Genomic DNA, 26,249 nt, shown 5'->3' with positions numbered 1-26,249 from the left:
CGGATCAGGCCCGCGGCGGTCTGCGCGGCTTCGCGCATCGCCACCGCCGACTGCTCGGCCGCCGCGGCGACTTCGCTCGCCTTGCCGAGCATGCCGCGCGCCGATGCCGACGTATGCACTGCCTGGATACGGAGCTGATCGCCTTCGCGCGAGGCGCTCTCGACGGTCATGCCGATCGAATCGCGGAATTCGGCGGCGAGCCGGTCGCGTGCCTTTTGCGAGCTGTGCTCGCGGTACATGTTGTAGAGCTCGACGGTGATGTCGCCTTCGAGCGCGGAGAGCCGCATCAGCGTGTCGATCAACGCGGCGAGCCGGCTATTGTCCGCACCGAGGCGGCGCATCAGCACCTGCAGCGCGGCGCGGTCGCTGGCGCTGATCATCGACAGCAAGGCCATCGGCGGCACGTCGGCGTCATAGGCGGCGGCGACCGAGCGCTCGATCGATTCGACCCAGGCATTGCCCTGCAGATCGAGGAAACGGTTCTTGAGGAACACCACGCCGACGTCGATCATCTTGGCGGTATCGTCGGTCGCCCAATTGCGCTCGTCGGCGAAGCAATGGAGCCATTGCTGCCAATAGGCCTCGGACACCGAATGGATTTCGGGCTCCAGCGTTTCCCAGGCTTCGCGGCTCGAACGCGCCAGCGACCCCTCGACGTCGAACACGCGCAGCCGCGCGCGAATGTCGATCTTGGCGCTCATCGTGCCGGGTGCCGGCAGGTCCTTGGTCGATGCCACAGTCAAAGAGTCCCCTTGGACGGTCCGCGGACGCACGGACCAACACTCGCGATTGCTATGGCGCGAGATTGGTTAAGGGGGAGTTAGGACCCGGGCTCTCTGCGCTTCGCGACTTGCATCCGTTGCATCCCGGACTAAGGAAGCGGCGTCGACCCGAAAGGAATGCCCTTGGCCAACGTCCGCAACCCCGCGCGACCGCTGTCGCCGCATCTGTCCATATGGAAATGGGGCCCCGCAATGGCGGTCTCGATCGTTCATCGCGCCACCGGCTCCGGCATGGCGACCGTGGGAACGATCCTGCTCGTCTGGTGGCTGAGCGCAATGGCATCGGGAGCGGCCGCTTATGCCGCGTTCGTCGACCTGTTCACGGTGAGCTCGGGCAAGCTCAATGTGGTGGGCTACGTCGTCGGCGTCGGGCTGACCCTGTCGTTCTTCCAGCACATGGCATCCGGCGTGCGCCACCTGTTCCTCGATACCGGCGCGGCATTCGAGCTCGGCGTCAACAAGCGCTCGGCGCTGGCGACCTTCGTGTTCGCGATCGTCGCGACCGCCATTTTCTGGGTGATCCTGCTGGAGAAGAGCAATGGGTGACGGCACCGAAATCGGCCGCGTCCGCGGGCTCGGCTCGGCGCATGAGGGCGCCGATGCGTGGTGGCACCACAAGATCAGCGCGGGATCGAACCTGATCCTCGTCCTGTGGTTCCTGATCTCGCTCGCACTGCTGCCGGCCTATGATTATGCGACGATCACCGGCTGGCTGGTCCAGCCCCTCGCCGCGGTGCCGCTGATCCTGCTCGTCGTCAGCGTCTTCTATCACTTCCATCACGGCCTCACCGTGGTGATCGAGGATTATCAGCACGATCACACGCGCTTCGTGCTGCTCCTCCTGCTGAAGTATTTCACCATCGCCACCGCGACTCTCGCGATCTTCTCGATCCTCAAGGTCGCCTTCACTGCCGGAGCGCCGCTCTGATGCCAGCTGCGTACAAGATCATCGATCACACCTATGACGCCGTCGTCGTCGGCGCCGGCGGTTCGGGCTTGCGCGCGACGATGGGCTGCGCCGAGGCCGGCCTGAAGACCGCGTGCATCACCAAGGTGTTCCCGACGCGCTCGCATACCGTGGCGGCGCAGGGCGGCATCGCCGCGAGCCTCGGCAACAACTCGCCCGACCATTGGTCGTGGCACATGTTCGATACGGTCAAGGGATCCGACTGGCTCGGCGACCAGGACGCGATCGAATACATGGTCCGCGAGGCGCCCGCCGCAGTCTATGAGCTCGAACATGCCGGCGTGCCGTTCAGCCGCAACGAGAACGGCACGATCTACCAGCGCCCGTTCGGCGGCCACATGCAGAATATGGGCGAAGGCCCGCCGGTGCAGCGCACCTGCGCCGCCGCCGACCGCACCGGCCATGCGATGCTCCACGCGCTCTATCAGCAGAGCCTGAAGTACGACGCCGACTTCTACGTCGAATATTTCGCACTCGACCTGATCATGGAGAACGGCGCGTGCCGGGGCGTGATAGCCTTGTGCATGGAAGACGGCAGCATCCACCGCTTCCGCAGCCATGCCGTGGTGCTCGCCACCGGCGGCGGCGGCCGCGTCTACCAGTCGGCGACTTCGGCCCACACCTGCACCGGCGACGGCAACGGCATGGCGCTGCGCGCCGGGATCGCCCTGCAGGACATGGAATTCGTCCAGTTCCACCCGACCGGCATCTACGGCGCCGGCGTGCTGATCACCGAAGGCGCGCGCGGCGAAGGCGGCTATCTGACCAACTCCGAAGGCGAGCGCTTCATGGAGCGCTATGCCCCGAGCGCCAAGGACCTCGCCTCGCGCGACGTCGTCGCCCGCTCGATGGCGATGGAGATCCGCGAAGGCCGCGGCGTCGGCAAGGAGAAGGACCACATCTTCCTTCACCTCAACCATATCGACCCGAAGATCCTGCACGAGCGGCTTCCGGGCATCACCGAGACCGGCAAGATCTTCGCCGGCGTCGACCTGACCCGCCAGCCGCTGCCGGTGGTCCCCACCGTCCATTACAATATGGGCGGCATCCCGACCAATTATCACGGCGAAGTCGTCCACCTGAAGGACGGCAACCCGGACAGCGTCGTCCCCGGCCTGTTTGCGGTCGGCGAAGCGGCATGCGTGTCGGTCCACGGCGCCAACCGCCTCGGCTCGAACAGCCTCATCGATCTCGTCGTGTTCGGTCGCGCCACCGGTCTCCGCCTCAAGGAGATCCTCAAGCCGAGCACCAAGCACGACGCGCTGCCGGCGAATTCGGAAGAGTTTTCGCTCACCCGCCTCGACCATTTCCGCAACGCCAAGGGCGCCAGGCCCACTGCGCAGATCCGCGCCGACATGCAGAAGACGATGCAGCGCCACTGCGCCGTGTTCCGCGACAGCGCGCTGCTGGCGGAAGGCGTCACGCACATGGACGCGGTGTATCAGGGCTTCCAGGACGTCGGCATCTCGGACCGCTCGCTGATCTGGAACACCGATCTGGTCGAGACGCTCGAGCTCGACAACCTGATCAGCCAGGCCGTGGTGACGATCCAGTGCGCCGCCAACCGCAAGGAAAGCCGTGGCGCCCACATGCACGAGGATTTCCCCAACCGCGACGACGCGAACTGGATGAAGCACACCGTCGCCACGTTCGACGGCTGGGGCGGCAAAAGCGGCGGTGTCGCGATCGACTACCGCCCGGTCCACGACTACACGCTCACCGACGAGATCGAGTACATCAAGCCGAAGAAGCGGGTGTACTAGAACGCCTTACTGACCCGCTTGTCACCCCGGCCTTGTGCCGGGGTCCACCGGGCGGCAAGCGGAAAGCAAGAGACGAGAAGACTGCGCGCTCAGCGCAGTGGACCCCGGCACAAGGCCGGGGCGACGTTCGAAAAATCGGCAGCGTCAGGTCGCATTCTCAAACCGCTCTACCCCGATCTTGTCGCGCAGCCGCTCGCCTGGATGAATCAAGGTGCGCGACAGTAATGGAACGTCGAGCCATCGTGTGTGGAGGCGATTTGGCCTGCGCCCCGCTTGACTTCGCGCCCCGCCACACAAGATTGTCCCCAACAATCGGGGGCAAGCGTATGCGTTCTTCGTTCGTGCGGGTTCTGGCAATCGCGACCGCGTTGCTGACGACCGCTCCCGCAACGGCGCAAGTCCAGCATACCAAGGAATGGCCCCAGATCCTCGGCGGCACGAACCAGCGCGAGATGGCCGAGGCGCTCGAACAGGGCCCGCAGCTCGAGCGCGGGCGCTCCGCGAAATGGCTGCTCGCCGACCGCCGCAAGCTCGCCGGCGCAATCGAAGCGCTCCAGCCGCAGCGCCCCGGCCAGATCGACGCTTATGTCGTGTCGGCGGCGCTCGACAGCGATCCGGTATTCGGCCGGGAGGCACGCGAGGCCGCCAAGGTGCTCGCGCGGCGCTACGATGCCGCCGGCCGCACCTTCCTGCTCGCTCGCGGCGCCGACACCCCTGCAGGCAGCCTCGAAGCGCTCACCCTGGGCCTGGCCCGCGTCGCCGAACTGATGGACAAGCGCCAGGACGTGCTGGTCCTCTATCTCACCAGCCACGGCGCGCAGGTCGGCATCGCCTATCATGACGGCGACGAAGGCTATGGCCTGCTCTCCCCGGCCCGCCTCGCCGCGATCCTCGACGAGCTCGGCATCCGCAACCGGCTGCTGATCCTCTCGGCCTGCTATTCGGGGATCTTCGTGCCGGTGCTGTCGAACGACAACACTGCCTTGCTCACCGCCGCCGCCTCCGATCGCACATCGTTCGGCTGCAAGGCGGAGAACGACTGGACCTTCTTCGGCGACGCCTTGGTCAACCATGCGCTGCGCAAGCCCCAGCCGCTCGACGATGCGCTCATCGAGGCGCGCGAGATGATCAGCGGCTGGGAGATGGCGAACCAGCTGCCGTCGTCTAACCCGCAGGCGACCGTCGGCGAAGGCGTCGAGGCGTGGCTCGTCCCGCTCGAAGCGCGGATGCCGAAGGTGGCGACCGCGCCCGTCGGCGCCCCGGCGACCGACGCGCTCAAGCCCTGACGGCGGAACCCCGGCCGACCGCGGTTGTTGCGCAGGCGATGACCGACACGCCCGCAAACCGCGCCACGCGCTATCCGCTACTCAGCCAGCCGCACATCATCCTGCACGGTCCCGTGGACCACTCGATGTACGCGAGCTTCCGCCAACAGCTCGCCGACGCACCGACCGAGGGCCCGCTGGTGGTCGCAATCTCGACGCTGGGCGGCGATCCCGAGGTGGCGCGGCTGATGGGCGACGAGCTCCGCCTGCTGCGCGAATATACCGGGCGCGAGACGCTCTTCCTCGGCAAGGTCGCAGTCTATTCCGCGGGCGCGACCTTCATGGCGAGCTTCCCCACCGACAAGCGCTTCCTGACGCGCGGCACGCGGATCATGATCCACGAGCGGATCCTCACCAAGACCGTCGAGCTGTCGGGGCCACTCAAGAGCGTAGTCGTCGGATTGAAGGCCAATCTCCACGAGATCGAGGAATCGGTCCGTATCGAGGAGGAAGGCTTCCGCGCCCTCGTCGCCGGATCGAAGATCGCCTTCGACGAGGTGCGGAAGCGCGCGCCGTCGAACTGGTATATCGAGGCCGAGGAGGCGCGCGACCTCGGCCTCGTGCTGGACGTGATCTAGACGAAGATGCCGCCGCCCACGTCGATGGTCGCGCCGGTAATGTACGACGCGTCTTCGCTCGCAAGGAACGACGTGACGCCGGCAATCTCCTCGGGCCGGCCATAGCGCTTCAGCACGGTCAATGCCCGGATCTGATCGGCGAACTCGCCCTCATCGGGGTTCATGTCGGTGCCGACCGGGCCCGGCTGGATCGCATTGACCAGGATGCCGCGCGGGGCCAGATCGTGCGCCCAGGCCTTGGCGAACATCGACGCCGCGGCCTTGCTCGCGCCGTAGATGCTGTTCCCGGCAAAGCCCGCGGTGAAGCCGCTCACCGAACTGACCAGGATCACGCGCGCGCCGTCGCTCAGATGCGGCAGCGCCGCGACCGTCCCCGCCAGCACGCCTTCGACATTGACGCCGAAGACGCGGCGATAGGTTTCGAGCGATTCGTCACCAAGTGGCGCGAATTCCGCGACGCCGGCATTGTGGACGAGGATGTCGATCCCGCCCAGCGCCGCCGCCGCCTCGTCCACCGCGCGCCGCACCGCCTCGGCATCGGCAGCATCGGCCTGGATCGCCTTGCCCTTGACGCCTTCGGCTTCGATCGCCGCGACGCTGGCCTTCGCCCCGTCATGGTTGCCGGCATAGGTGATCACGACATCGGCGCCGTCGGCGGCCAGCCGTTTCGCTATCGCCGCGCCGATTCCGCGCGATCCGCCGGTGACCAGCGCGCGCTTGCCTGCGAGTTTCTTCGACATGTTCCAAATCTCCGGTCCCCAGCCGATCGAGGCGCCGGCTGCCGGGACGGACGCAGATCTGGGGTGCCAGGAATATAGTTCAATATTTCCGAATTATGGAAATGACGAAGAATTCCTATATCGGTGCGATGGATCGCCTCGTGCACCCCGACCTCAAGGATGTGAGCCTCGCCGCGGCGCTGCACGCGCTCTCCGATCCGCTGCGGCTGGAGATCGTCGCGCGGCTCGTCCAATGCCCCTGCCTCAACGCGAGCACCTCCTGTGTCGAAGGCACCCCCAGGAGCACGATCTCCAATCACCTGAACGTGCTCCGCGCCGCGGGTCTGGTGGAGACCTCGGCAGAGGGGCGCGAACGCATCAATCGCCTGCGCCGCGCCGATTTCGACGCGCGCTTTCCCGGGCTTCTCGACTCGATTCTCGCCAACAGGGCCTGATCGCGCGCGCCTACGGGGTTGCACTCGCGAGGCGAAAGGCATAGCCGCGCTTGCGAAAACCGCGTGTAAGGACCTTCAGGAATGGCCGATTTCCGCCTGCCCAAGAACAGCCGCATCACCAAGGGCAAGGACCACAAGGCCGACGCGTCCGCCACGCGCGTCAAGAAGTTCAAGATCTATCGCTACGATCCCGATAGCGGCGAGAACCCGCGCTACGACAATTTCGAAGTCGATCTCGACGCGTGCGGCCCGATGGTCCTCGACGCCCTCATCAAGATCAAGTCCGAGCAGGATAGCTCGCTGACCTTCCGCCGCTCGTGCCGCGAGGGCATCTGCGGCTCGTGCTCGATGAACATGGACGGGCGCAACGGCCTCGCCTGCACCACCGCGATCGAGGACATCAAGGGCGACATCCGCATCACGCCCTTGCCGCACATGGACGTGATCAAGGACCTCGTCCCCGATTTCACGCATTTCTACGCGCAATATGCCTCGATCAAGCCGTGGCTGCAGACCGTGTCGACCACGCCCTCAGGCAAGGAACGCCTCCAGAGCCCCGAGCAGCGCGACAAGCTCGACGGCCTGTACGAGTGCATCCTGTGCGCCTGCTGCTCGACTTCGTGCCCGAGCTATTGGTGGAACAGCGACAAGTTCCTCGGCCCGGCGATCCTGCTCCAGGCCTATCGCTGGCTCGCCGACAGCCGCGACGAGATGACCGGCGAGCGGCTCGATCAGCTCGAGGACCCGTTCCGTCTCTATCGCTGCCACACGATCATGAACTGCGCGAACGTGTGTCCGAAGGGTCTGAACCCGGCCAAGGCGATCGCCGAGATCAAGAAGATGGAAGCCGAGCGCGCCCTTTGAACGAATTCGCCGAGACGCATTTCCGTTACGACGACGATCCCGACCTGCCGGGCTGGAAGCGCTGGCAGATCCTCGACCAGGGGCGCTTCAACAGCTTCATCGGCGCGCTGTCGGTAAAGCTCGACGGCAAGGTCGCGCGGGTGCGCACGACGTTCGCCCACCAACACTCGAATCTGCGCGATCATATCCATGGCGGCGCGCTCGCCGGCTTTATCGACATGGCCCTGTTCGCCGCGGGGCGCAGCTTCGGCGTTCTGAGCGGCCCCGCATCGACGCTCGACATGTCAGTGCAGTTCATCACCGGCGGTGCGATCGGCGTGGCCACGGAAGCGCATGTGGAATTGCTCCGCGAGACCGGCCGGCTGCTTTTCCTGCGCGGAGTGGTGGTGCAAGACGACGTGATGGTCGCCAGCTTCCTCGGCACGATCCGGAAGCCGTCGCAGAAGTGACCAAAGTCCTCTCCCGCTACAACGCGCTGGTCGCGGCGGGCGAGCTTCGCGCCGACGCCGAACAGGCGGCCGCCGCCGAGCGGCTCGATCGCCTCGCGCAGGAACTCGAAGCGGTTCCAAAGAAGGGCAGCATCCTCTGGCGCGCGCTGGGCCGGGCACCCGAGCCGCCGCGCGGCGTGTATCTGTGGGGCGGCGTGGGCCGCGGCAAGTCGATGCTGATGGACCTGCTGTTCGACACCGTCGACATCCGCCGCAAGCGCCGCGCCCATTTCCACGAATTCATGCTCGAGGTGCATCAACGCCTCAATGCCGAACGACAGAAGAACACCGCGGACCCGGTGGTCGCGGTCGCGGAAGCGCTGGTCGACGATATCCGGCTGCTCGCCTTCGACGAAATGGTGGTCAACAACCCCGCCGACGCGATGATCCTCTCGCGGCTGTTCACCGAGATGATGGGCCATGGCCTCACCATGGTCGCCACGTCGAACCGCGCGCCGGGCGCGCTCTACAAGGACGGGCTCAACCGCCAGCTCTTCCTGCCCTTCATCGCGCTGATAGAAGGCAAGATGGACGTGCTGCCGCTCAACGGTCCGGTCGACTATCGGCTCGACCGCCTCGGCAGCATCGACACCTGGCTCGTCCCCAACGGGCCCGAGGCCACTGCCCAGCTCTCCGCCGCTTTCTTCCGCCTGACCGACTATCCGGTCGAGGATGCCGCGCGCGTTCCGTCCTGCGATCTGCCGGTGCAGGGCGGCCGCGAGATCCATGTGCCGCGCTGCGTAAAGGGCGTCGCGGTCTTCTCGTTCAAGCGACTCTGTGGCGAGGCGCGCGGCGCGCCCGATTATCTCGCGGTCGCGCACCGCTTCCACACCGTCATCCTCGTCGGCATTCCGCGCTTGGGCCCGGAGAACCGCAATGAGGCGGCACGCTTCGTCACCTTGATCGACGCGCTTTACGAGAACCGGGTGAAATTGCTCGCCGCCGCCGACGCGCAGCCCGACGACCTCTACATCGCCGGCGACGGTGCTTTCGAATTCGAGCGCACCGCCTCGCGGCTCCACGAAATGGCCTCGGACGAATATCTGGCCGAGGGCCATGGCGAGCATTAGGGTCGCGTCACGATAAAGGGAGAGTGCAGGATGAAGCTGTTGTCGCGCGCGCTGGCCTTGCTGGTGCTGTTCCTCGCTCCTCCCGCTTTCGCCCAGGTGACGCTCGCCGGCGCCGATATGCGTCCGTCGCAGAGCCTCGACGGCGCATGGCACTGGTCGATCGATCCCTATCGCGACGGCAAATCGGGTTTCCATGGCGGCGGGCCGGGATCGAGCAGCAATCGCTGGGCGGATATCGTCCAGGCCGATGTCGCCGCGCGCCAGCCCACCGCCTTGTTCGAATTCGACATGCAGCGCTCGCCCGTCGCGCACCTTCCCGGCGCGTGGATCGGGCACGCGCCCGAAATGCGCTATTATAACGGCCTCGTCTGGTATCAGCGCACTTTCGAAATGCCGGCGCTCGCGCCGGGCAAGCGCGCATTCCTCCGCTTCGGCGCAGTCGATTATGCCGCCGACGTCCATCTGAACGGCAAGCCGGTCGGAACGCATCGCGGCGGGTTCACGCCCTTCGCCTTCGAAGTCACCGGGCTGCTCCGCGCGGGGAGCAACCAGATCACCGTCGGCGTCGATTCCGAACGGCGCGATGCGGACGTGCCGCCTCCGGTCACCGACTGGGAGAATTATGGCGGGATCACGCGCTCGGTCCAGCTCGTGACCGTTCCGGAAACCTTCGTCGACGACGCCTGGATCCGGCTCGACGCCGCAGGCCGCATCAAGGCGAACCTGAAGCTCGATGGTCCGGGCGCCGGCAATGCGCCGGTGCGCGTGCGCATTGCTGGCCTCGGCCTCACTCTCGAAGGCCGTACCGACGCCGAAGGTCGCTGGACCGGCACCGCGGCGGCGCCGCGCGGGCTGCGGCGCTGGTCGCCCGAAACGCCGACGCTCTACGACGTCCAATTCGAGGCCGGCGCCGACACGCTGGTCGACCGGGTCGGGTTTCGCACCGTCGAAGTGCGCGGGAACGACCTCCTGCTCAACGGAAAGCCGGTCTTCCTGCGCGGCATATCGATGCACGAGGAGGAACTCGGCAACAATCCGATCCGCGCGATCACGCCCGCCGCGGCCCGCGCGCTGCTCACCGAGATCAAGCAAGGCCTGAACGGCAATTTCGTCCGGCTCGCCCATTATCCGCACAGCGAAGTGATGACGCGCATGGCCGACGAGCTCGGCCTGCTCGTGTGGAGCGAGATCCCGGTCTATTGGCGCGTCGACTGGGCCAACCCCGAGACGCTCGCCACCGCGCGCACCATGCTACGCGAGAACATCCTGCGCGATCGCAACCGCGCCTCGATCATCCTGTGGAGCGTCGGCAACGAGACCCCGATCAACGATGCGCGCAATGCGTTCCTGCGCGCGCTGATCGGCGATGTCCGCACGCTCGACGACAGCCGGCTGGTGACCGCCGCACTGCTCAGCGGCCGCAAGGGCAATGTCAGCACGATCGACGACCCGCTCGCCGCCGATCTCGATATATTGGCGGTCAACACCTATAGCGGCTGGTACACGCCCGATGCGCTGGCCGATGTGCCGAACATCGAATGGCGCACGACCGTGGCCAAGCCGCTGATCTTCTCCGAATTCGGCGCCGACGCGCAGGCGGGCTATCACGACGCAGCCGCCCAGCCGCACAAGTTCAGCGAGGAATTTCAGGCCGAATACTACCGCCAGACGCTGGCGATGACGGCGAAGGTGCCGTTCGCCGTCGGATTGAGCCCGTGGCTGCTCAAGGATTTCCGTTCGCCGCGACGCCAGCATCCGATTTTCCAGCAGGGTTGGAACCGCAAGGGACTGATCTCGGAAACCGGAGCCCGCAAACAGGCGTTCCATGTGCTCGCGGAGGAATATCGCCGCCGCGCCGGGTCCGCACGCTGACCCGCGATGGCACGCGGCTACGTTTATTGCAGTTGCGAATTAGTTGCAAAGATAATCCCCGATCCTTGCGAGACTCGGGTTGCGGCGGCTCTATTATGGGCCTAAGCCGCCCCCGTTTTCGCAGGCGCACGACTGCGTCCGCGGCTGCTCGATTACGCTGAGGAGATTCCATGGCCCGCAAGAAGATCGCGCTGATCGGCGCCGGTAACATCGGCGGTACGCTCGCGCACCTCGCCGCACTCAAGGGCCTGGGCGACATCGTCCTGTTCGACGTGGTCGAAGGCGTGCCGCAGGGCAAGGCGCTCGATCTCAGCCAGTGCGGCCCGGTCGAAGGCTTCGATGCGAAGATCACCGGCACCAACGATTATGCCGACATCGCCGGTGCCGATGTGATCATCGTCACTGCCGGCGTCGCCCGCAAGCCGGGCATGAGCCGCGACGATCTGCTGGGCATCAACCTCAAGGTGATGAAGGCAGTCGGCGAAGGCATCGCCGCCAACGCTCCCGACGCCTTCGTGATCTGCATCACCAACCCGCTCGACGCGATGGTCTGGGCGCTGCGCGAATTCTCGGGACTGCCCCACCAGAAGGTCGTCGGCATGGCCGGCGTGCTGGACTCGGCGCGCTTCAGCCACTTCCTCGCCGAGGAATTCCAGGTTTCGGTCAAGGACGTCACCAGCTTCGTGCTCGGCGGGCACGGCGACACGATGGTCCCGGTGATCGAATATTCGACCGTCTCGGGCATCCCCGTCCCCGATTTGATCGAGATGGGCTTCTCGACCAAGGAGCGCATCGACGCGATCGTCCAGCGCACCCGTTCGGGCGGCGGCGAGATCGTCGGCCTGCTCAAGACCGGCTCGGCATTCTACGCGCCCGCCACTTCGGGCATCGCGATGGCGGAGAGCTATCTCTACGACCAGAAGCGTGTCCTGCCCGCCGCGGCGCACCTCACCGGCCAGTACGGCGTCGACGACCTGTACGTGGGCGTTCCCGTGATCATCGGTGCCGGCGGCGTCGAGAAGGTCGTCGAGATCAAGCTTAACGACGAAGCCAAGGCCAACCTTACGGTCTCGGTCGACGCGGTCAAGGAACTGCTGGTAGCGTGCAAGGGCATCGACAGCTCGCTCGGCTGACCTGTTCCCCTGCGAAGGCAGGGGCCCAGACTGGAAAGGTGAAACGATACGGTGAGCAAGCCCGGCTACGTCTACATCATGGCGAGCCGCCGCAACGGAACGATCTATATCGGCGCGACAAGCGATTTTCCCGCACGGGCGTATCAGCATCGCAACGGCCTGATCGAGGGCTTCACCAAAGAACATGGTTGCAAACTGCTCGTCTGGTATCAGGCGCACGATACGATCGAAGCTGCCAGAGCGCGCGAATTGCAGATGAAGAAATGGAAGCGGCTGTGGAAGCTGCGCGAGATTGAAACGATGAATCCGGACTGGGACGATCTGTTCGAGTCTTTGTTTTAGGGTCTGGGCCCCTGCCTTCGCAGGGGAACAAGGAAAGTATCAGGAGCCGGAATGAGCATCCTCGTCGACAAGAACACCAAGGTCATCACCCAGGGCATGACCGGTGAGACCGGCACGTTCCACACCCAGCAGGCGCTGACGTACGGCACGCAGATGGTCGGCGGCGTCACGCCGGGCAAGGGAGGCACCGAGCATCTCGGCCTGCCCGTGTACAACACCGTGGCCGAGGCCAAGTCGAAGACCGGCGCCGATGCGTCGGTGATCTACGTGCCGCCGCCCTTCGCCGCGGACTCGATCCTCGAAGCGATCGACGCCGAGATCCCGCTGATCGTCACGATCACCGAAGGCATTCCGGTGCTCGACATGGTCAAGGTCAAGCGCGCGCTGTCGGGCTCGAAGTCGCGGCTGATCGGCCCGAACTGTCCGGGCGTGCTCACTCCCGGCGAGTGCAAGATCGGCATCATGCCCGGCAGCATCTTCTCCAAGGGTTCGGTCGGTGTCGTGTCGCGCTCGGGCACGCTCACCTATGAGGCGGTGTTCCAGACCACCAACGCCGGGCTCGGCCAGACCACCGCGGTCGGCATCGGCGGCGATCCGGTCAACGGCACCAACTTCATCGACGTGCTGGAACTCTTCCTCGCCGACGACGCGACCAAGTCGATCATCATGATCGGCGAGATCGGCGGCGACGCCGAGGAGCAGGCCGCGCAGTTCCTGATCGACGAGGCCAAGCGCGGCCGCAAGAAGCCGATGGCCGGCTTCATCGCGGGCCGCACCGCGCCTCCGGGCCGTCGCATGGGCCATGCCGGGGCGATCGTCTCGGGCGGCAAGGGCGATGCCGAGAGCAAGATCGCGGCGATGGAAGCCGCCGGCATCCGCGTCGCCGCCAGCCCGTCCGAGCTCGGCTCGACGCTGGTCGAAGTGCTCAAGGGGTAAATTGCTGCGCTCGCACGCCTATATGAGGATGTGAGCGCTACCACGGAACGGAATTGACCATGGGCTATGAGAGCCTCGACTTCGACGACATCGCCGGCGGCGTGAGCCCCGCCTTCGTCGAGACTTTGTACCGCCGCTACAAGAGCGATCCGAATTCGATCGAGCCGAGCTGGCGGCAATGGTTCGAAGGCCTCGAGAATACGGCACAGGGCCCGAGCTGGGCCAATCCACGCTGGCCGCTGAGCGAGACCGACGCGCTCACCGCCGGTCTCGACCCGACCCAGATGGAACCGGCGCCCCAGCCGGCCAAGCCCGGCGCCGCGCCCAAGCCCGCCGCGGCCGCGCCGTCGCAGGACGACATCGTCAAGGCCGCCGGCGATTCGATCCGCGCGATGCTGCTGATCCGCACTTATCGCGTGCGCGGGCACCTCGCCGCCAATCTCGATCCGCTCGGCCTCGCGCGGCAGGACCTGCCCGAGGATCTGCGCACCGAATATCACGGTTTCCCCGACAGCGATCTCGATCGTCCGATCTATCTCGGCGGCGTGCTCGGCCTGCAATGGGCCACCGTGCGCGAAATCATCGACATCCTGCGCGCCAATTACTGCGGCAATGTCGGCCTCGAATATATGCACATCGCCGATGTCGAGGAGCGCCGCTTCCTCCAGGAGCGGATGGAGGGCAAGGACAAGGCCATCCAGTTCACACCGGACGGCAAGAAGGCGATCCTCTCCAAGGTGATCGAAGCCGAGCAATGGGAGCGTTTCCTCGGCAAGAAATATGTCGGCACGAAGCGCTTCGGGCTCGACGGCGGCGAAGCGATGATCCCCGCGCTCGAGGCGGTGATCAAATATGGCGGCCAGCTCGGCATCCGCGAGATCGTCTACGGCATGGCGCACCGCGGCCGACTCAACGTCCTCGCCAACGTCATGTCCAAGCCGTTCCGGGTGATCTTCCACGAATTCGGCGGCGGCTCGGCCAATCCCGACGACGTCGCCGGATCGGGCGACGTGAAATATCACCTCGGCACCAGCACCGATCGCGAGTTCGACGGGATCAGCGTCCACATGTCGCTGGTCGCCAATCCCTCGCACCTCGAGGCAGTCGACCCCGTCGTCCTCGGCAAGGTCCGTGCGCTCCAGACTTTGCGCAGCGATCTCGCCGAGCACGAGCAGGTCCTCCCGGTCCTCATCCATGGCGACGCGGCGATGGCCGGTCAGGGTATCGTCTGGGAATGCCTCGGCTTCTCGGGTATCCGCGGCTATAATACCGGCGGCTGCATCCACTTCGTCATCAACAACCAGATCGGCTTCACGACGAGCCCGCAATTCGCACGCTCCTCGCCCTACCCGTCGGACGTCGCCAAGGGCGTCCAGGCACCGATCCTCCACGTCAACGGCGACGATCCCGAGGCGGTGACCTTCGCCTGCAAGGTCGCGATCGAGTTCCGCCAGAAGTTCAAGCGCGACGTCGTGATCGACATGTGGTGCTATCGCCGCTTCGGCCACAATGAAGGCGACGAGCCGAGCTTCACCCAGCCGCTGATGTACGCCAAGATCAAGCAGCACCCGCCGGTGAGCGAAGTCTATGCGAAGCGCCTCGCTGACGAGGGCGTCGTCGATCAGGGCTTCGTCGACGAAAAGACGCATCAGTTCACCACCTTGCTCGAAGGCGAATTCGAAGCGGGCAAGTCGTACCTCCCGAACAAGGCCGATTGGTTCGCCGGACGCTGGTCGGGCCTCGGCGCCCCCGCCGACCCGGAAACCGCCCGTCGTTCGGTCGATACCGGCATCGAGAAGAAGCTGTTCGACAGCCTCGGCCGCACGCTGACCGAGATTCCCGAGGGTCTCGAGATCCACAAGACGCTTGGCCGCGTGCTCGACGCCAAGCGCGAGATGTTCAAGACGGGCGAGAATTTCGACTGGGCGACGGGCGAGGCGCTGGCGTTCGGCGCCTTGCTTTCCGAAGGCTTCGGCGTCCGCCTGTCGGGGCAGGATTCGGGTCGCGGCACCTTCAGCCAGCGGCATGCCGTCTGGGTCGACCAGAAGGACGAGCACAAATATGTGCCGCTCCAGACGATCCCGCACGGCAATTTCGAAGTGCTCGACAGCCCGCTCTCCGAATATGGCGTGCTCGGCTTCGAATATGGCTATGCCTCGGCGGACCCCAAGGCACTGGTGCTGTGGGAGGCGCAGTTCGGCGATTTCGTCAACGGCGCGCAGATCATGATCGACCAGTTCATCGCCAGCGGCGAGGCCAAGTGGCTGCGCGCGAACGGCCTCGTGATGCTGCTGCCGCATGGCTATGAAGGCCAGGGGCCCGAGCACAGCTCGGCACGCCCCGAGCGCTTCCTCCAGCTCTGCGCACAAGACAATATGCAGGTCGCCAACATCACCACCCCGGCGAACTATTTCCATATGCTCCGCCGCCAGATGCACCGGAATTTCCGGAAGCCGCTGGTGGTGATGACGCCCAAGTCGCTGCTCCGTCACAAGCTGGCGGTATCGAAGGCCGAAGACTTTATCGGCGAAAGCCACTTCATGCGGATCCTCTCGGATCCCTCGGCTCCCGCCGACAAGGACGTGAAGCGCCTCGTATTGTGCACCGGCAAGGTCGCCTACGACCTGATCGAGGCGCGCGACGCGGCGGGCGACAAGAACACCGCAATCGTCCGAATCGAGCAGCTCTATCCCTTCCCGGGCGAGCCGCTCACCGCGCGCCTCAAGCGCATGACCAACCTCGAGGAGGTGATCTGGGCGCAGGAGGAACCGAAGAACAACGGCTATTGGTTCTTCGTCGAGCCGTTCATCGAGCAGTCCCTGATCGACGCCGGCGTCAAGCCCCAGCGCCCGCGCTATGCCGGCCGCGCCGCGGCGGCATCGCCGGCGACGGGCCTGATGAAACGTCACACCGCCGAGCAGGGGGCGCTGGTCGCCGAAGCGCTCGGCCACAACGTCCGCGAAGAGATTCGCCGGACCCGCAAGTCCTAACGAGGTAGAAGAGATGGCAGACGTTAAGGTCCCGGTCCTCGGCGAATCGATCAGCGAAGCGACGCTCGGCGAGTGGCTCAAGAATCCGGGCGACCCGGTCAAGCTCGACGAGCCGATCGCCAGCCTCGAGACCGACAAGGTCTCGGTCGAGGTCCCCTCGCCCGTCGCCGGCGTGATGGGCGATCAGCTGGTCAAGGTCGGCGACACCGTCGCGGTCGGCGCGATTATCGCGACGGTCGGCGAAGGTGGCGGCACGACCGCCGCCGCGCCTGCCCCGGCTTCGGCTCCCGCAGCCCCTGCGCCCGCCACCACCGGCGAGCAGACCGGGCCCGGCGAGCAGGTCCGCGAGCGCGATGGCGACGCTGCCGCCGCATTGTCGCCATCGGTCCGCCGCGCCGTGCTCGAGACCGGCGTCGATCCCTCGACCGTGCAGGGCACCGGCAAGGACGGCCGCCTCACCAAGGACGACGTGATCGCCGCCGCGAGCAACAAGCCCGCCGCCGCGCCCGCTCCTGCCGCCACCCCGGCACCCGCCGCCGCTGCTCCGGCCGGCGCGCGTAAGGAAGAGCGCGTCCGGATGACGCGCCTGCGCCAGACCGTCGCCAAGCGGCTCAAGGAAGCGCAGAACACCGCCGCGATGCTGACGACGTTCAACGACGTCGACATGACCGAAGTCATCGCCGCGCGGACCAAGTACAAGGATCTGTTCGAGAAGAAGCACGGCGTCCGCCTGGGCTTCATGGGCTTCTTCGTGAAGGCCGCCGTCCAGGCGCTGCGCGACATCCCGTCGGTCAACGCGTCGATCGACGGCGAAGAGATCGTCTATCACGATTATGCCGACATCTCGGTCGCGGTCTCCGCGCCGCAGGGCCTCGTCGTGCCCGTGATCCGCGACGCGCAGGACCTGTCGGTCGCCGCCATCGAGAAGACGATCGGCGATTTCGGCAAGCGCGCCAAGGAAGGCACGCTCAAGATGGAAGAGATGAAGGGCGGCACCTTCACCATCTCCAACGGCGGCGTGTTCGGCTCGCTGATGTCGACGCCGATCATCAACCCGCCGCAGTCGGCAGTGCTCGGCCTCCACCGCATCGAGGACCGCCCGGTGGTCCGCGACGGCCAGGTCGTCGTCCGCCCGATGATGTATCTGGCGCTCAGCTACGATCACCGCCTGATCGACGGCCGCGAGGCAGTGACCTTCCTCGTCGCGCTGAAGAACGCGATCGAGGACCCGACCCGGCTGCTGATCGACCTGTAAGCTCGACCCACGCACCTGTTCCCCGGCGAAGGCCGGGGCCCAGTTGCACGGAGATTTGTAACGACGCGAGACGCTCACCAAATCCGTCTCGAAACTGGGCCCCGGCCTGCGCCGGGGAACAAGGAAGAGAAGAAAATGGCTGAATACGACTTCGACGTCCTCGTGATCGGCTCCGGCCCCGGCGGCTATGTCGCCGCGATCCGCGCCGCACAGCTCGGCCTGCGCACCGGCTGTGTCGAGAGCCGCGAGACGCTGGGCGGCACCTGCCTCAATGTCGGCTGCATCCCGTCCAAGGCGCTGCTCAACGCCTCCGAGCTGTTCTACGAAGCCGCCTCGGGCGCGCTCGCCAAGCACGGCGTCAAGCTCGGCAGCGTCGAGCTCGACCTCCCCGCGATGATGGCCGACAAGGACAAGGCCGTGAAGGGCCTGACCGGCGGCGTCGAGTTCCTGTTCAAGAAGAACAAGGTCGAATGGGTGAAGGGCCTCGGCACCTTCATCGACGCGCACACCGTCCAGGTCGGCGACCGCACGGTCACCGCCAAGAACGTGGTCATCGCCACCGGCTCCTCGGTCACCCCGCTCTCCGGCGTCGAGATCGACCAGAAGATGGTTGTGGACTCCACCGGCGCGATTGCACTGGAGAAGGTGCCCGAGCACATGGTCGTCATCGGCGGCGGCGTGATCGGGCTGGAGCTCGGCTCGGTCTGGCAGCGCCTCGGCGCGAAGGTGACGGTCGTCGAGTTCCTCGATCAGCTCCTCCCCGGCATGGACGGCGAAGTCCGCAAGGAGGCAGCCAAGATCTTCAAGAAGCAGGGCATGGAGATCAAGCTCTCGACCAAGGTCACCGGCGTCGCCGTCAACGGCGGCAAGGCCACCGTGACGGTCGAGCCTGCCGCGGGGGGCACGCCTGAGACGATCGAAGCCGATGCCGTGCTCGTCTCGATCGGCCGCAAGCCCAACACCGACGGCCTTGGCCTCGACAAGATCGGCCTCGCCACCAACCAGCGCGGCCAGGTCGAGACCGACCACAGCTTCCGGACCAAGGTCGACGGCGTCTGGGCGATCGGCGACGTCATCCCCGGCCCGATGCTCGCGCACAAGGCCGAGGACGAAGGCATCGCGGTCGCCGAGAATATCGCCGGGCTCACCGGCATCGTGAACCACGATGTCATCCCGAGCGTGGTCTATACGCACCCCGAAATCGCCGGCGTCGGTCTCACCGAAGAGCAGGCGAAGGAAAAGGGCGAGATCAAGGTCGGCAAGTTCCCGATGGCGGGCAACAGCCGCGCCAAGGCGATCGACGACACCGTCGGCTGGGTGAAGGTCATCGCCGACGCGAAGACCGATCGCGTGCTCGGCGCGTGGATCATCACCAGCGTCGCCGGCACGATGATCGCGCAGGTCGCGCAGGCGATGGAGTTCGGCGCCACGTCCGAAGACATCGCCTACACCTGCCATGCCCACCCGACGCACAGCGAGGCGATCAAGGAAGCCGCGATGGGCGTACTCGGCAAGCCGATCCACGTGTGATGCGCATGCGGGGCGCGGCGCTGCTGTTGCTCGCCGCGCCGCTTGCCGCCCATGCCCAGGACGCTACGCTCGGCGTCGCCGAAAACGATCCAGAGATGCGCGCTGCCGTCGCAAAGGCCCGCGCGGGCCTGCCGGTATTCTTCGGCCACGTAAACGCACCTTCTCCGGGCGAAGGCGGCTTCCTGATCAAGTTCGATGTGATCCCCGAGGCTCCGGCCGAGTTCGTCTGGGCCGAAATCGTCTCGCACCAGGGCGACACCAGCATCGCCCGCTTGGCCAATGCACCCCGCGACACACGCTTCGCCAAGGGCCAGCAAGTCACCGTCCGCGACCGCGAGGTTATCGACTGGGCCTATTGGCGCGACGGCACGATGCTGGGCGGAGCGACGATGCGGGTGCTGATCGCGCGCATGCCCGCCGCGGAGGCGCGCGCTCTGCTAGACCGGTTTGGCTGGTAGCGGCCGCGCGCCCGTGAGCCGCGCGATCGCCAGCGTCAGCACTGCGGCGATCAGCGCCGCCAGCCACAGCGCGTTCCAGCCCCAGCGCATCTGGCTCGCCGCGCCCGACACGGCGCCGGCGAGGAAGCCGAGCCACAGCGCCAGATAGGGCACCCAGCTCCAGCGGTCGCGATCGCCCATCAGCGCGCCTGCCAGTTTCTGGCCGATCTTGACCAGCGATCCGGTCATGTAGGTCAGCCCGATCGTCACTTCGCCGTCGCGGTTGAACACGCCGTTCTCGGTGCCCATCGCCATGGCGAGCAGGACGAGCACCAGCGGCCCCGGAGTCACCGTGCCGACGATCGCCGCCAAGGTCAGCAGCGCGGTGACCACCGCCATCACCGCCGCCTTGTGCCGCTCTCCCGCCGCGCGGACGAGCACGCTCGACACGATCACGCCGCCGACGAAGCTCATCACCAGCGCGCCCGCGACCAGCGCGTCGCCGCCTATCCCGGCGCCGAGTCCCACGCCCAGCCGCGTCGTATTGCCGCTCATGAACGACGCAAAGAACCCGCCCAGGCTGGTGAAGGCCAGTGCATCGACGAAGCCCGCGAGCGCCGCCAGGCAGACGGCGACTGCGATGAGCGGCGATTCAGTCCGATGCATGCGCGCATCATGCCGCGCTGCATCGCCCACCGCCACCCCGCGTTTGACCTCTCCGCGCCGACAGGAGAGAAAGCCGCCATGCAAATCCAGGTCGCCGTGCAGATCGGCCCGATCCTCCCCTGGCTCGACATGTGCGGCATCGCCGTGTTCGCCGCGACCGGCGCGCTCTCGGCGACGCGGCGCGGGCAGACCTTCGTCACTGCCGCCTTCTTCGCGCTGATCACCGGCGTGGGCGGCGGCACGGTGCGCGACCTGCTGATCGGCGCGCCGGTCTTCTGGGTGCTCGACCCGAAGGTGGCGGCGTTGATCCTTGCCGTCGCCGTGGCGGTGTGGCTGACGCCGCAGCGCTGGTGGAGCGACCGCACCTTCGACTGGCTCGATGCCTTCGGGCTCGCCGCTTATGCCGCGTTCGGCGCCGCCAAGGCGATCGGTTACGGTATCCCGCCCATCCCCGCGGCGCTGATGGGCGTGATGACCGCATGCGTCGGCGGCATCATCCGCGACGTGCTGGTCGGCGAACCCTCGATCCTGATGCGTCCCGAGCTCTACGTCACCGCCGCCGCGCTCGCCTCGGCGGTCTATGTCGGGCTGAGCCTCGCCGGCCTCACGCCGCTAGCCGCCGGCCTGATCGCCGCCGCCGCGGGCTTCGCGCTGCGCGCCGCCGCGATCGTCTGGAAGATCCACCTGCCGGCCTATCGCGGACGACGGTAAAGCTCAGGGCCGAACGACCCCGACCTCGCTGAATTTCCGCGGCTCGACCGGCGGCACCACCGGCTCGTTGAGCTGGACCTGCCAGAAGCCGACATCGATCCACTGACCGTGCTTGAAGCCGACCTCGCGATACACCCCCGCCCGGCGGAACCCGACCGCCTCGTGCAGCTTGATCGAACGGTCGTTAGGGAGAGTGATCGCGCCGATGGCATGCACGAAACCCTGTGCCCGCAGCGTCGTGACCAGCGCCCCGTACAACAGGCGGCCCACGCCCGAGCCGCTCGACGCGTCGGTCAGATAGATCGAGGTCTCGCAGACATAGCGATAGGCCGGACGATCGCGGAACTTGCTGGCATAGGCATAGCCGATCACGCCGCCGTCCATGTCGCCATTGGTCGCAACCATCCACGGATAGAGCCCCTCGCTCGCAGCCATCCGCGTCCGCATCGCGCGCGCGTCGGGCGGATCGATCTCGAACGAGGCAGTGCCGGTGAGCACGTGCGGCGCATAGATCGCGGCGATCGACGGGGCATCTTCGGGCGTGGCTGCGCGGATCGCGATCACAGGCCGATCCTCGCGATCAGCAGGTCGAGCAGGCTGCGGTCTTCCGCGCGAACCGCCGCCGGCCCCATCGCCATGCATTCGAGGCAGCGCGCCTGCACCGAACCGCCCAGCGCCAGCCGCCGGGCATCGCCCAGTGCCTGGCCGAGCAGCGCACGGCGCTCGGCAGCGATCCGGCCATAAAGGTCAGCGCCCGCGGGCTGATCCGCCCAGTCACGATCATCATCGTCACCCGCCAGCACATCGCTGAGGAAGCGCGTCCACGCGTCGGGCTCCTTCTCCAGGTACACGGCATGGACATTCTTCGGATCGAGCTTGGCCCGCGTCGCCGCCTCCGCAATCGCCGCGTCGATCCCGCCGAACCGGTCGATCAGCTTCAACTGGTGCGCGACTCCGCCGATCCACACCCGGCCCTGCCCGATCTCGTCGACCCGCTGCGGCGTCAGCTTGCGCGATTGCGCGACCAGGTTGATGAAGCGGCCATAGCCGCTCTCGATCGCCGCCTGCAGGATGCGATCGGTGGCCGGATTGATTCCGCCCATCACGTCGGGCTGGCCGCTCAGCGGCGTCGTGCGCACGCCGTCGGTGGTCAGGCCGATCTTGGCGAGGCTGTTCTCGAACGAAGGCAGCACGCCGAAGATGCCGATCGATCCGGTGATCGTGCTCGGCTCGGCGAAGATCGTGTCGCCCGCAGTCGACACCCAATAGCCGCCGCTCGCCGCCAGACTGCCCATCGAGACCACCACCGGCAGCCCCTGCGCCTTGGCCTGCAGGATCGCCTGGCGGATCTGCTCGGATGCCATCGCCGATCCGCCCGGCGAATCGACGCGCACCACCAGTGCCTTCAATTTCTTCTCAGCCAACCCCTTGAGCAGCAACCCGCTCACCGTGTCGCCGGCGGCGGTGCCCGGTCCCGCCTTGCCGTCGACGATCTCGCCCGCGACAGTGATCACGCCGATCGCGTCGCCGCTCGTCGGCGCCGGATTGGCCTCGACCCAGTCGGCGAGCTTGATCGCCTTGAAATTGCCCGCTGGCTTGCCCGAGGGCGCGCCGGCGATCTCGGCAACGCGCTTGCCGAAAGCGAGCCGGTCGCCGACCTTGTCGACCAGCCCGTAAGCCAGGTTCGCCGCCGCGATGTCGCCCTTCGCGCCGACCACCACTTCGTCAGGCTTGCTCAGATAATCGGCGATCCGCGCCTTGGGCCGCGCCTTGGCCACGCCCTCCTGCCACTGGCTGAAGATCGCGCCGTACAGCGCCTGATTGGCCTCGCGCGCCTCGGGTGACATGTCGCTGCGGATATAGGGCTCGACCGCCGACTTGAACTTGCCGACCTTGTAGACGTGCGCATTGACGCCGAGCTTGTCCATCAGCCCCTTGTAATAGATCTGCGTGCCGCCCGGCCCGGCGAACAGGGTGCCGCCCAGCGGATTGACCCAGATCTCGCTGGCGTTGGCCGCCAGCGCATAGCCGTCATCGGTATAGCCGGTGGCGTAAGCGAGCACCTTCTTGCCGCTCGCGCGGACGCGCCCGACCGCGTCGGCCACTTCGGTGATCGTCGCCGGATAACCGCCCATGAAGCGGTCGAGATCGAGCACCACTGCCTTGACGCGGTCGTCGGTCCGCGCCGCGTCGAGCGCGCGCACCACGTCGCGCAGCCGGTGCTGCCGCATCACCTCGCCACCGCCGAAACGCGAGAGCGGATCGGGCTGCTCGGGCTGCTCGACGACCGTCCCGTCGAGCGCCAACACCAGCGCCCCGTCGTGGATCGCCGCCTTGTTGGGCCGATACGACAGCGCCGCGAACAACCCCGCGAAGAACAGCAACATCAGCATCAGGACCAGGAAGTCCTTGATGCCCACCAGAATCTTCCACGCGCCCCGAACCAGTCTCACCTGCGCCGCTCCTTCATTGCGCCTTCCTGCTACCGGATGGCACCGGGCGAGTAAACGGCACGTGTATTATCGGCGCAATACAGGGTCGCTCAGCGCACCACAGCCCTGGTATAGAGATGCCAGGTCGCATAGCCGAGCACCGGCAGCACCACCGCCAGTCCGACGAAGAACGGGATCGACCCGATCACCAGCAATGCCGCGACGATCACGCCCCAGCGCAGCATCACGCCCTTGTTCGCCATCACCGCCATTCGGGAGGTGTGGAGGGCAGTGCGGGCGTCAACATCGGTGTCAACCAGCATCGGCATCGACACGACGCTGACGGTCAGCACCAGAGCGGCGAAGGCGAGGCCGGCGAGATTGCCGAGCACGATCAAGGTCCAGCCCTCGGGCGTGGTGAACAGGCGCGTCGCGAAGGCGGATATGCTCTCCGGCGCAGGCCCGATCAGCGCGGTGTAGAGGCTCATCGCGACGACCAGCCATGCGAAGAAGATCAGCAGCAGCAATCCCGTCACCGCCATGAACGCGTCGAACGACGGCCGCCGCACCACGTCGAAGAAATGCGACCAGCCGGAAGGCAGCCCCTGCTCGCGCCGCCGCGCCAGCTCGTAGAAGCCCGACGCCGCGACCGGCCCGAGCAGGCCGATCCCCGCCGCGAGCGGGAAGAACAAGGGAATGAGCGGCCCGCCCAATGCGATCACCGCCGCGAGAAAACCCACCGCCGGATAGATGATCCCGACGAAGATCAGATCACCGCGATGCGCGACGAAATCCGCCCAGCCCTGGCGCAGCGAATCGCGCAGATCGGCGGTTTCCAGGATGCGGACGTCATGCGCCTCCGCAGGGCGTTCGGCACGTTCGATACGAGCGACAGTCATGACGCGCTCCTTCGATATCCCCGGCGAGGGGATTGTACGCCTGTCGCGGGCGATAAGCGAATCGATTACAGCCGCCCATGCCGGCACGGGCTAATGGATCGACGCACGTCACGGAGACCCGTCATGGTCGATCCCGCCCGCTCTACCGGCGCAGAAAATCCGAGCGGCCCGCCAAGCCCGCAACTCGCCACCCAGGCCCAGCTCGCGCTCAGCGCGAACCGCTCGTCCAACGGCGTCGACGTCCGGGGCCTTGCCGCCAGCGTCGAGCGTCTGCGGCAGGAGAACCCCGCCGCCGCCGGCTGGATCGAGGCGGAAATCGATCGCAACCTTTCCCCGGTCGAGCGCGGCGAGCTCGCGCGCGCGCTCGACGGCGACACCACGGCGGGCGCCACGCCGCCGGCGGCCGCGAACGATGCCGGCCCCAATCCGGTCGAGCTCGGGCTCGATCTCACCCAGCTCGCGCTCGACATCACCGGCATCGTCGAGCCGACGCCCTTCTCCGACGGCGGCAACACGGTCATTTCGGCGGGCCGCGCGATCGGATCGCTCTTCTCGGGCGATTTCGGCGCGGCGGGCGGCCACGCAGTCAACGGCGTGCTCTCGGCGGCCGGAATGCTCCCCTATCTCGGCGACGCGGCCAAGGCGGGCAAGGTCGGCAAATGGGCGCAGACCGTCAGCGATGCCGTGTCGGCCGTCGCCACCAATCCCGCGCTGCGCAAGGGGCTGGAACCGGCACTGCGCCAGGTCAAGAACGCCGTCGACGCGATCCCGCAGGGCGCGATCGACGCGCTCCCCGGCAGCGCGCGCGACGCGATCAACCGCATGAAGGGCCAGCTCGACGAATTCTTCGGCGCAGGCGCGCGGCAAGCCGACGAGGGCATCTATCGCGGCACGGTGCGCGGCCAGACGGTCGAGCTGAGCGGCGTCGATGCCGTGCCGGTGAACTATGTGAAGCGCGATCGCGTCGAATATCAGGCGCTCCGCAACAGCTTCGATTCGAAAGTGCGCGGGGATTTCCTGCGCGATCTCGCGGGCGATCCGGCCAAGGTCGACGCGCTGCGCCGCGCGGGGCTCGACCAGGCGGCGATCGACCGCATCGCCTCGGGCCGCGTGCCACAAGGCTGGCAGGTCCACCACAAATTGCCGATCGACGACGGCGGCACCAACAGCTTCGACAATCTCGTGCTGATCAAGAACGATCCGCACCACCTCGCGCTCACCAACGCGCAGCGCACCCTGGTCGGCGATCTCACGGTCGGGCAGAGCCGGCAGATAGACTTCCCGATACCCCGCGGCTTCGTCTATCCTCCCACGCCGTGAAGGATCGCACGGGACGCTGAACGCCGATGGCCGGAGAAAATGGCATGGACGCAGTGATAGTGGCGGCGCGCGAGGCGCAGGTGGCGGTCGGCGAGATCGTCCAGTCCGGCGCCGACGAGACTCGGATCGCGGCGCTGCGCGCAGCGCTCCAGCGCGAATTCGGCGCGACGCTCCCCGACGGTTACGCCGCGCTGCTGCGCCGCTCGGACGGCGTGGATTTCGACGGCCTCGTGCTCTACGGCAGCTGGCAGAGCGAGGCGAACCCCGGCCCCGGCGGTTTCTGGCAAGGTTTGATCGCAGCGAACAAGCTGTGGCGCGAGGGTCCCGGCCACGAGGGCTATCTGGTGCTCGGGGAAACCGACATCGACCTGTTCACCGTCGACATCGACGGCAGCAACCCGGTGCTCCGCGACAAGGTCTCGAGCGACGTCAACGAAACCTTCCCCAGCGTCGGCGCGGCGATCCAGCGGCTGCTCGCGACCCGAGGCTGAGGCCCATTGTGCTCCGGCGAAGGCCGGAGCGCTAGGGTGTACCGGCATTCAAATTCCCCCTCCCTTTTAGGGAGGGGCTAGGGGTGGGTAAGGAAAGCCGGGCTCGATGCCCGGCTTTCCTTTTCTCCAAGCAGTTCGATGGGCTCCCTTCGGTCGCACCCACCCCCAGCCCCTCCCTTGCAGGGAGGGAAGTTTTGCTAACTCCGGCCTTCGCGGGAGCACAA

The 26,249-nt window shown here is 66.7% G+C and carries 25 protein-coding genes and 1 pseudogene; 20 read left to right on the top strand and 6 right to left on the bottom strand.

Translation table 11 applies throughout. From position 1 onward, the window contains the following. A pseudogene (locus ASE13_RS19625) lies at nt 1-701 on the bottom strand (chemotaxis protein); the annotation flags it as partial. A 198-nt stretch (nt 702-899) separates the two neighbouring features. Between ASE13_RS19625 and sdhC the strand changes: the two are divergent. The 5 genes from sdhC to ASE13_RS01815 all read left to right on the top strand — a co-directional run bounded on the left by sdhC (nt 900) and on the right by ASE13_RS01815 (nt 5,415). Continuing rightward, the gene (gene sdhC / locus ASE13_RS01835) at nt 900-1,328 is read left to right on the top strand and encodes a succinate dehydrogenase, cytochrome b556 subunit (protein WP_200955545.1); all 429 of its coding nucleotides are present in this window, start codon (nt 900-902) and stop codon (nt 1,326-1,328) included. Then, nucleotides 1,321-1,710 (top strand): succinate dehydrogenase, hydrophobic membrane anchor protein, encoded by a 390-nt coding sequence (sdhD, locus tag ASE13_RS01830; RefSeq protein ID WP_056610626.1) that lies wholly within the window; start codon nt 1,321-1,323, stop codon nt 1,708-1,710. Before sdhC ends, sdhD begins: the two co-directional genes overlap by 8 nt. After that, nucleotides 1,710-3,512 carry a succinate dehydrogenase flavoprotein subunit gene (gene sdhA / locus ASE13_RS01825; protein ID WP_056610623.1) on the top strand — a complete coding sequence of 601 codons (1,803 nt, stop codon included), beginning with the start codon at nt 1,710-1,712 and terminating at the stop codon, nt 3,510-3,512. Before sdhD ends, sdhA begins: the two co-directional genes overlap by 1 nt. Before the next feature lie 326 nt (nt 3,513-3,838). After that, the gene (locus ASE13_RS01820; protein ID WP_056610620.1) at nt 3,839-4,798 is read left to right on the top strand and encodes a C13 family peptidase; all 960 of its coding nucleotides are present in this window, start codon (nt 3,839-3,841) and stop codon (nt 4,796-4,798) included. Nucleotides 4,799-4,836: 38 nt separating this feature from the next. Next, nucleotides 4,837-5,415 (top strand): ClpP family protease, encoded by a 579-nt coding sequence (locus ASE13_RS01815; protein WP_056610616.1) that lies wholly within the window; start codon nt 4,837-4,839, stop codon nt 5,413-5,415. Here the strand turns inward: ASE13_RS01815 and ASE13_RS01810 are convergent. Beyond that, nucleotides 5,412-6,155 (bottom strand): SDR family NAD(P)-dependent oxidoreductase, encoded by a 744-nt coding sequence (locus tag ASE13_RS01810; protein WP_056610614.1) that lies wholly within the window; start codon nt 6,153-6,155, stop codon nt 5,412-5,414. The two genes, ASE13_RS01815 and ASE13_RS01810, sit on opposite strands and share 4 nt — an antisense overlap. A gap of 101 nt (nt 6,156-6,256) precedes the next feature. Between ASE13_RS01810 and ASE13_RS01805 the strand changes: the two genes are divergently transcribed. From ASE13_RS01805 to ASE13_RS01750, 12 genes are all read left to right on the top strand, one after another. Further along, nucleotides 6,257-6,589: an ArsR/SmtB family transcription factor gene (locus tag ASE13_RS01805; RefSeq protein WP_235536809.1), complete on the top strand. Its 333-nt coding sequence runs from the start codon at nt 6,257-6,259 to the stop codon at nt 6,587-6,589. An 81-nt stretch (nt 6,590-6,670) separates the two neighbouring features. Continuing rightward, entirely contained in the window at nt 6,671-7,453 is a 783-nt protein-coding gene (locus tag ASE13_RS01800) for a succinate dehydrogenase iron-sulfur subunit (RefSeq protein ID WP_056610611.1), read from the top strand. Next, the gene (locus ASE13_RS01795; RefSeq protein ID WP_056610609.1) at nt 7,450-7,902 is read left to right on the top strand and encodes a PaaI family thioesterase; all 453 of its coding nucleotides are present in this window, start codon (nt 7,450-7,452) and stop codon (nt 7,900-7,902) included. Before ASE13_RS01800 ends, ASE13_RS01795 begins: the two co-directional genes overlap by 4 nt. Next, nucleotides 7,899-9,011 (top strand): cell division protein ZapE, encoded by a 1,113-nt coding sequence (gene zapE / locus ASE13_RS01790; protein WP_056610606.1) that lies wholly within the window; start codon nt 7,899-7,901, stop codon nt 9,009-9,011. Before ASE13_RS01795 ends, zapE begins: the two co-directional genes overlap by 4 nt. Before the next feature lie 30 nt (nt 9,012-9,041). Beyond that, entirely contained in the window at nt 9,042-10,883 is a 1,842-nt protein-coding gene (locus ASE13_RS01785; RefSeq protein ID WP_056610604.1) for a glycoside hydrolase family 2 protein, read from the top strand. Between the two features lie 170 nt (nt 10,884-11,053). Then, nucleotides 11,054-12,016 carry a malate dehydrogenase gene (mdh, locus tag ASE13_RS01780; protein ID WP_056610601.1) on the top strand — a complete coding sequence of 321 codons (963 nt, stop codon included), beginning with the start codon at nt 11,054-11,056 and terminating at the stop codon, nt 12,014-12,016. A 51-nt stretch (nt 12,017-12,067) separates the two neighbouring features. Beyond that, nucleotides 12,068-12,358, top strand: coding sequence for a GIY-YIG nuclease family protein (locus ASE13_RS01775; protein WP_056610598.1), 291 nt, complete (start codon nt 12,068-12,070; stop codon nt 12,356-12,358). A gap of 51 nt (nt 12,359-12,409) precedes the next feature. Further along, nucleotides 12,410-13,294 carry a succinate--CoA ligase subunit alpha gene (gene sucD, locus ASE13_RS01770; protein ID WP_056610595.1) on the top strand — a complete coding sequence of 295 codons (885 nt, stop codon included), beginning with the start codon at nt 12,410-12,412 and terminating at the stop codon, nt 13,292-13,294. 59 nt (nt 13,295-13,353) lie between these two features. Then, nucleotides 13,354-16,284, top strand: coding sequence for a 2-oxoglutarate dehydrogenase E1 component (locus ASE13_RS01765; protein ID WP_082596321.1), 2,931 nt, complete (start codon nt 13,354-13,356; stop codon nt 16,282-16,284). Nucleotides 16,285-16,297: 13 nt separating this feature from the next. Beyond that, nucleotides 16,298-17,539, top strand: coding sequence for a 2-oxoglutarate dehydrogenase complex dihydrolipoyllysine-residue succinyltransferase (gene odhB, locus ASE13_RS01760; protein WP_056610589.1), 1,242 nt, complete (start codon nt 16,298-16,300; stop codon nt 17,537-17,539). Between the two features lie 135 nt (nt 17,540-17,674). Continuing rightward, nucleotides 17,675-19,069, top strand: a complete 1,395-nt coding sequence (lpdA, locus tag ASE13_RS01755) for a dihydrolipoyl dehydrogenase (RefSeq protein WP_056610587.1) — start codon at nt 17,675-17,677, stop codon at nt 19,067-19,069. A gap of 5 nt (nt 19,070-19,074) precedes the next feature. After that, a complete protein-coding gene (locus ASE13_RS01750; protein ID WP_235536808.1) occupies nt 19,075-19,527 on the top strand; it encodes a DUF2314 domain-containing protein in 453 nt (150 codons plus the stop codon). On the opposite strand, the gene ASE13_RS01745 is transcribed toward ASE13_RS01750, so the two are convergent. Next, nucleotides 19,507-20,172, bottom strand: coding sequence for a YoaK family protein (locus ASE13_RS01745; RefSeq protein ID WP_056614544.1), 666 nt, complete (start codon nt 20,170-20,172; stop codon nt 19,507-19,509). The genes ASE13_RS01750 and ASE13_RS01745 overlap by 21 nt on opposite strands. A 78-nt stretch (nt 20,173-20,250) precedes the next feature. Here ASE13_RS01745 and ASE13_RS01740 point away from each other — a divergent pair, with 78 nt between their 5' ends. After that, on the top strand, nt 20,251-20,883 hold the full coding sequence (locus ASE13_RS01740; RefSeq protein ID WP_056610581.1) for a trimeric intracellular cation channel family protein: 633 nt from the start codon (nt 20,251-20,253) through the stop codon (nt 20,881-20,883). A gap of 3 nt (nt 20,884-20,886) precedes the next feature. Here the strand turns inward: ASE13_RS01740 and ASE13_RS01735 are convergent, their stop codons facing one another. From ASE13_RS01735 to ASE13_RS01725, 3 genes are all read right to left on the bottom strand, one after another. Then, entirely contained in the window at nt 20,887-21,447 is a 561-nt protein-coding gene (locus tag ASE13_RS01735; protein WP_056610578.1) for a GNAT family N-acetyltransferase, read from the bottom strand. Then, a complete protein-coding gene (gene sppA, locus ASE13_RS01730; protein ID WP_056610575.1) occupies nt 21,444-23,336 on the bottom strand; it encodes a signal peptide peptidase SppA in 1,893 nt (630 codons plus the stop codon). Before sppA ends, ASE13_RS01735 begins: the two co-directional genes overlap by 4 nt. Nucleotides 23,337-23,425: 89 nt before the next feature. Continuing rightward, nucleotides 23,426-24,214: a DUF2189 domain-containing protein gene (locus ASE13_RS01725; RefSeq protein ID WP_056610572.1), complete on the bottom strand. Its 789-nt coding sequence runs from the start codon at nt 24,212-24,214 to the stop codon at nt 23,426-23,428. Nucleotides 24,215-24,337: 123 nt separating this feature from the next. Between ASE13_RS01725 and ASE13_RS01720 the strand changes: the two genes are divergently transcribed. Both ASE13_RS01720 and ASE13_RS01715 read left to right on the top strand, forming a co-directional pair. Beyond that, complete coding sequence (locus ASE13_RS01720; protein ID WP_056610568.1) at nt 24,338-25,534, top strand: HNH endonuclease; 1,197 nt, start codon at nt 24,338-24,340, stop codon at nt 25,532-25,534. Nucleotides 25,535-25,578: 44 nt separating this feature from the next. After that, nucleotides 25,579-26,025: a YrhA family protein gene (locus ASE13_RS01715; RefSeq protein ID WP_156404683.1), complete on the top strand. Its 447-nt coding sequence runs from the start codon at nt 25,579-25,581 to the stop codon at nt 26,023-26,025. Nucleotides 26,026-26,249: the final 224 nt, after the last annotated feature.

The sequence above is a fragment of the Sphingomonas sp. Root241 genome (genome assembly GCF_001428865.1).
GTDB lineage: Bacteria > Pseudomonadota > Alphaproteobacteria > Sphingomonadales > Sphingomonadaceae > Sphingomonas.
This window is presented reverse-complemented; position numbering and strand designations above follow the sequence as displayed.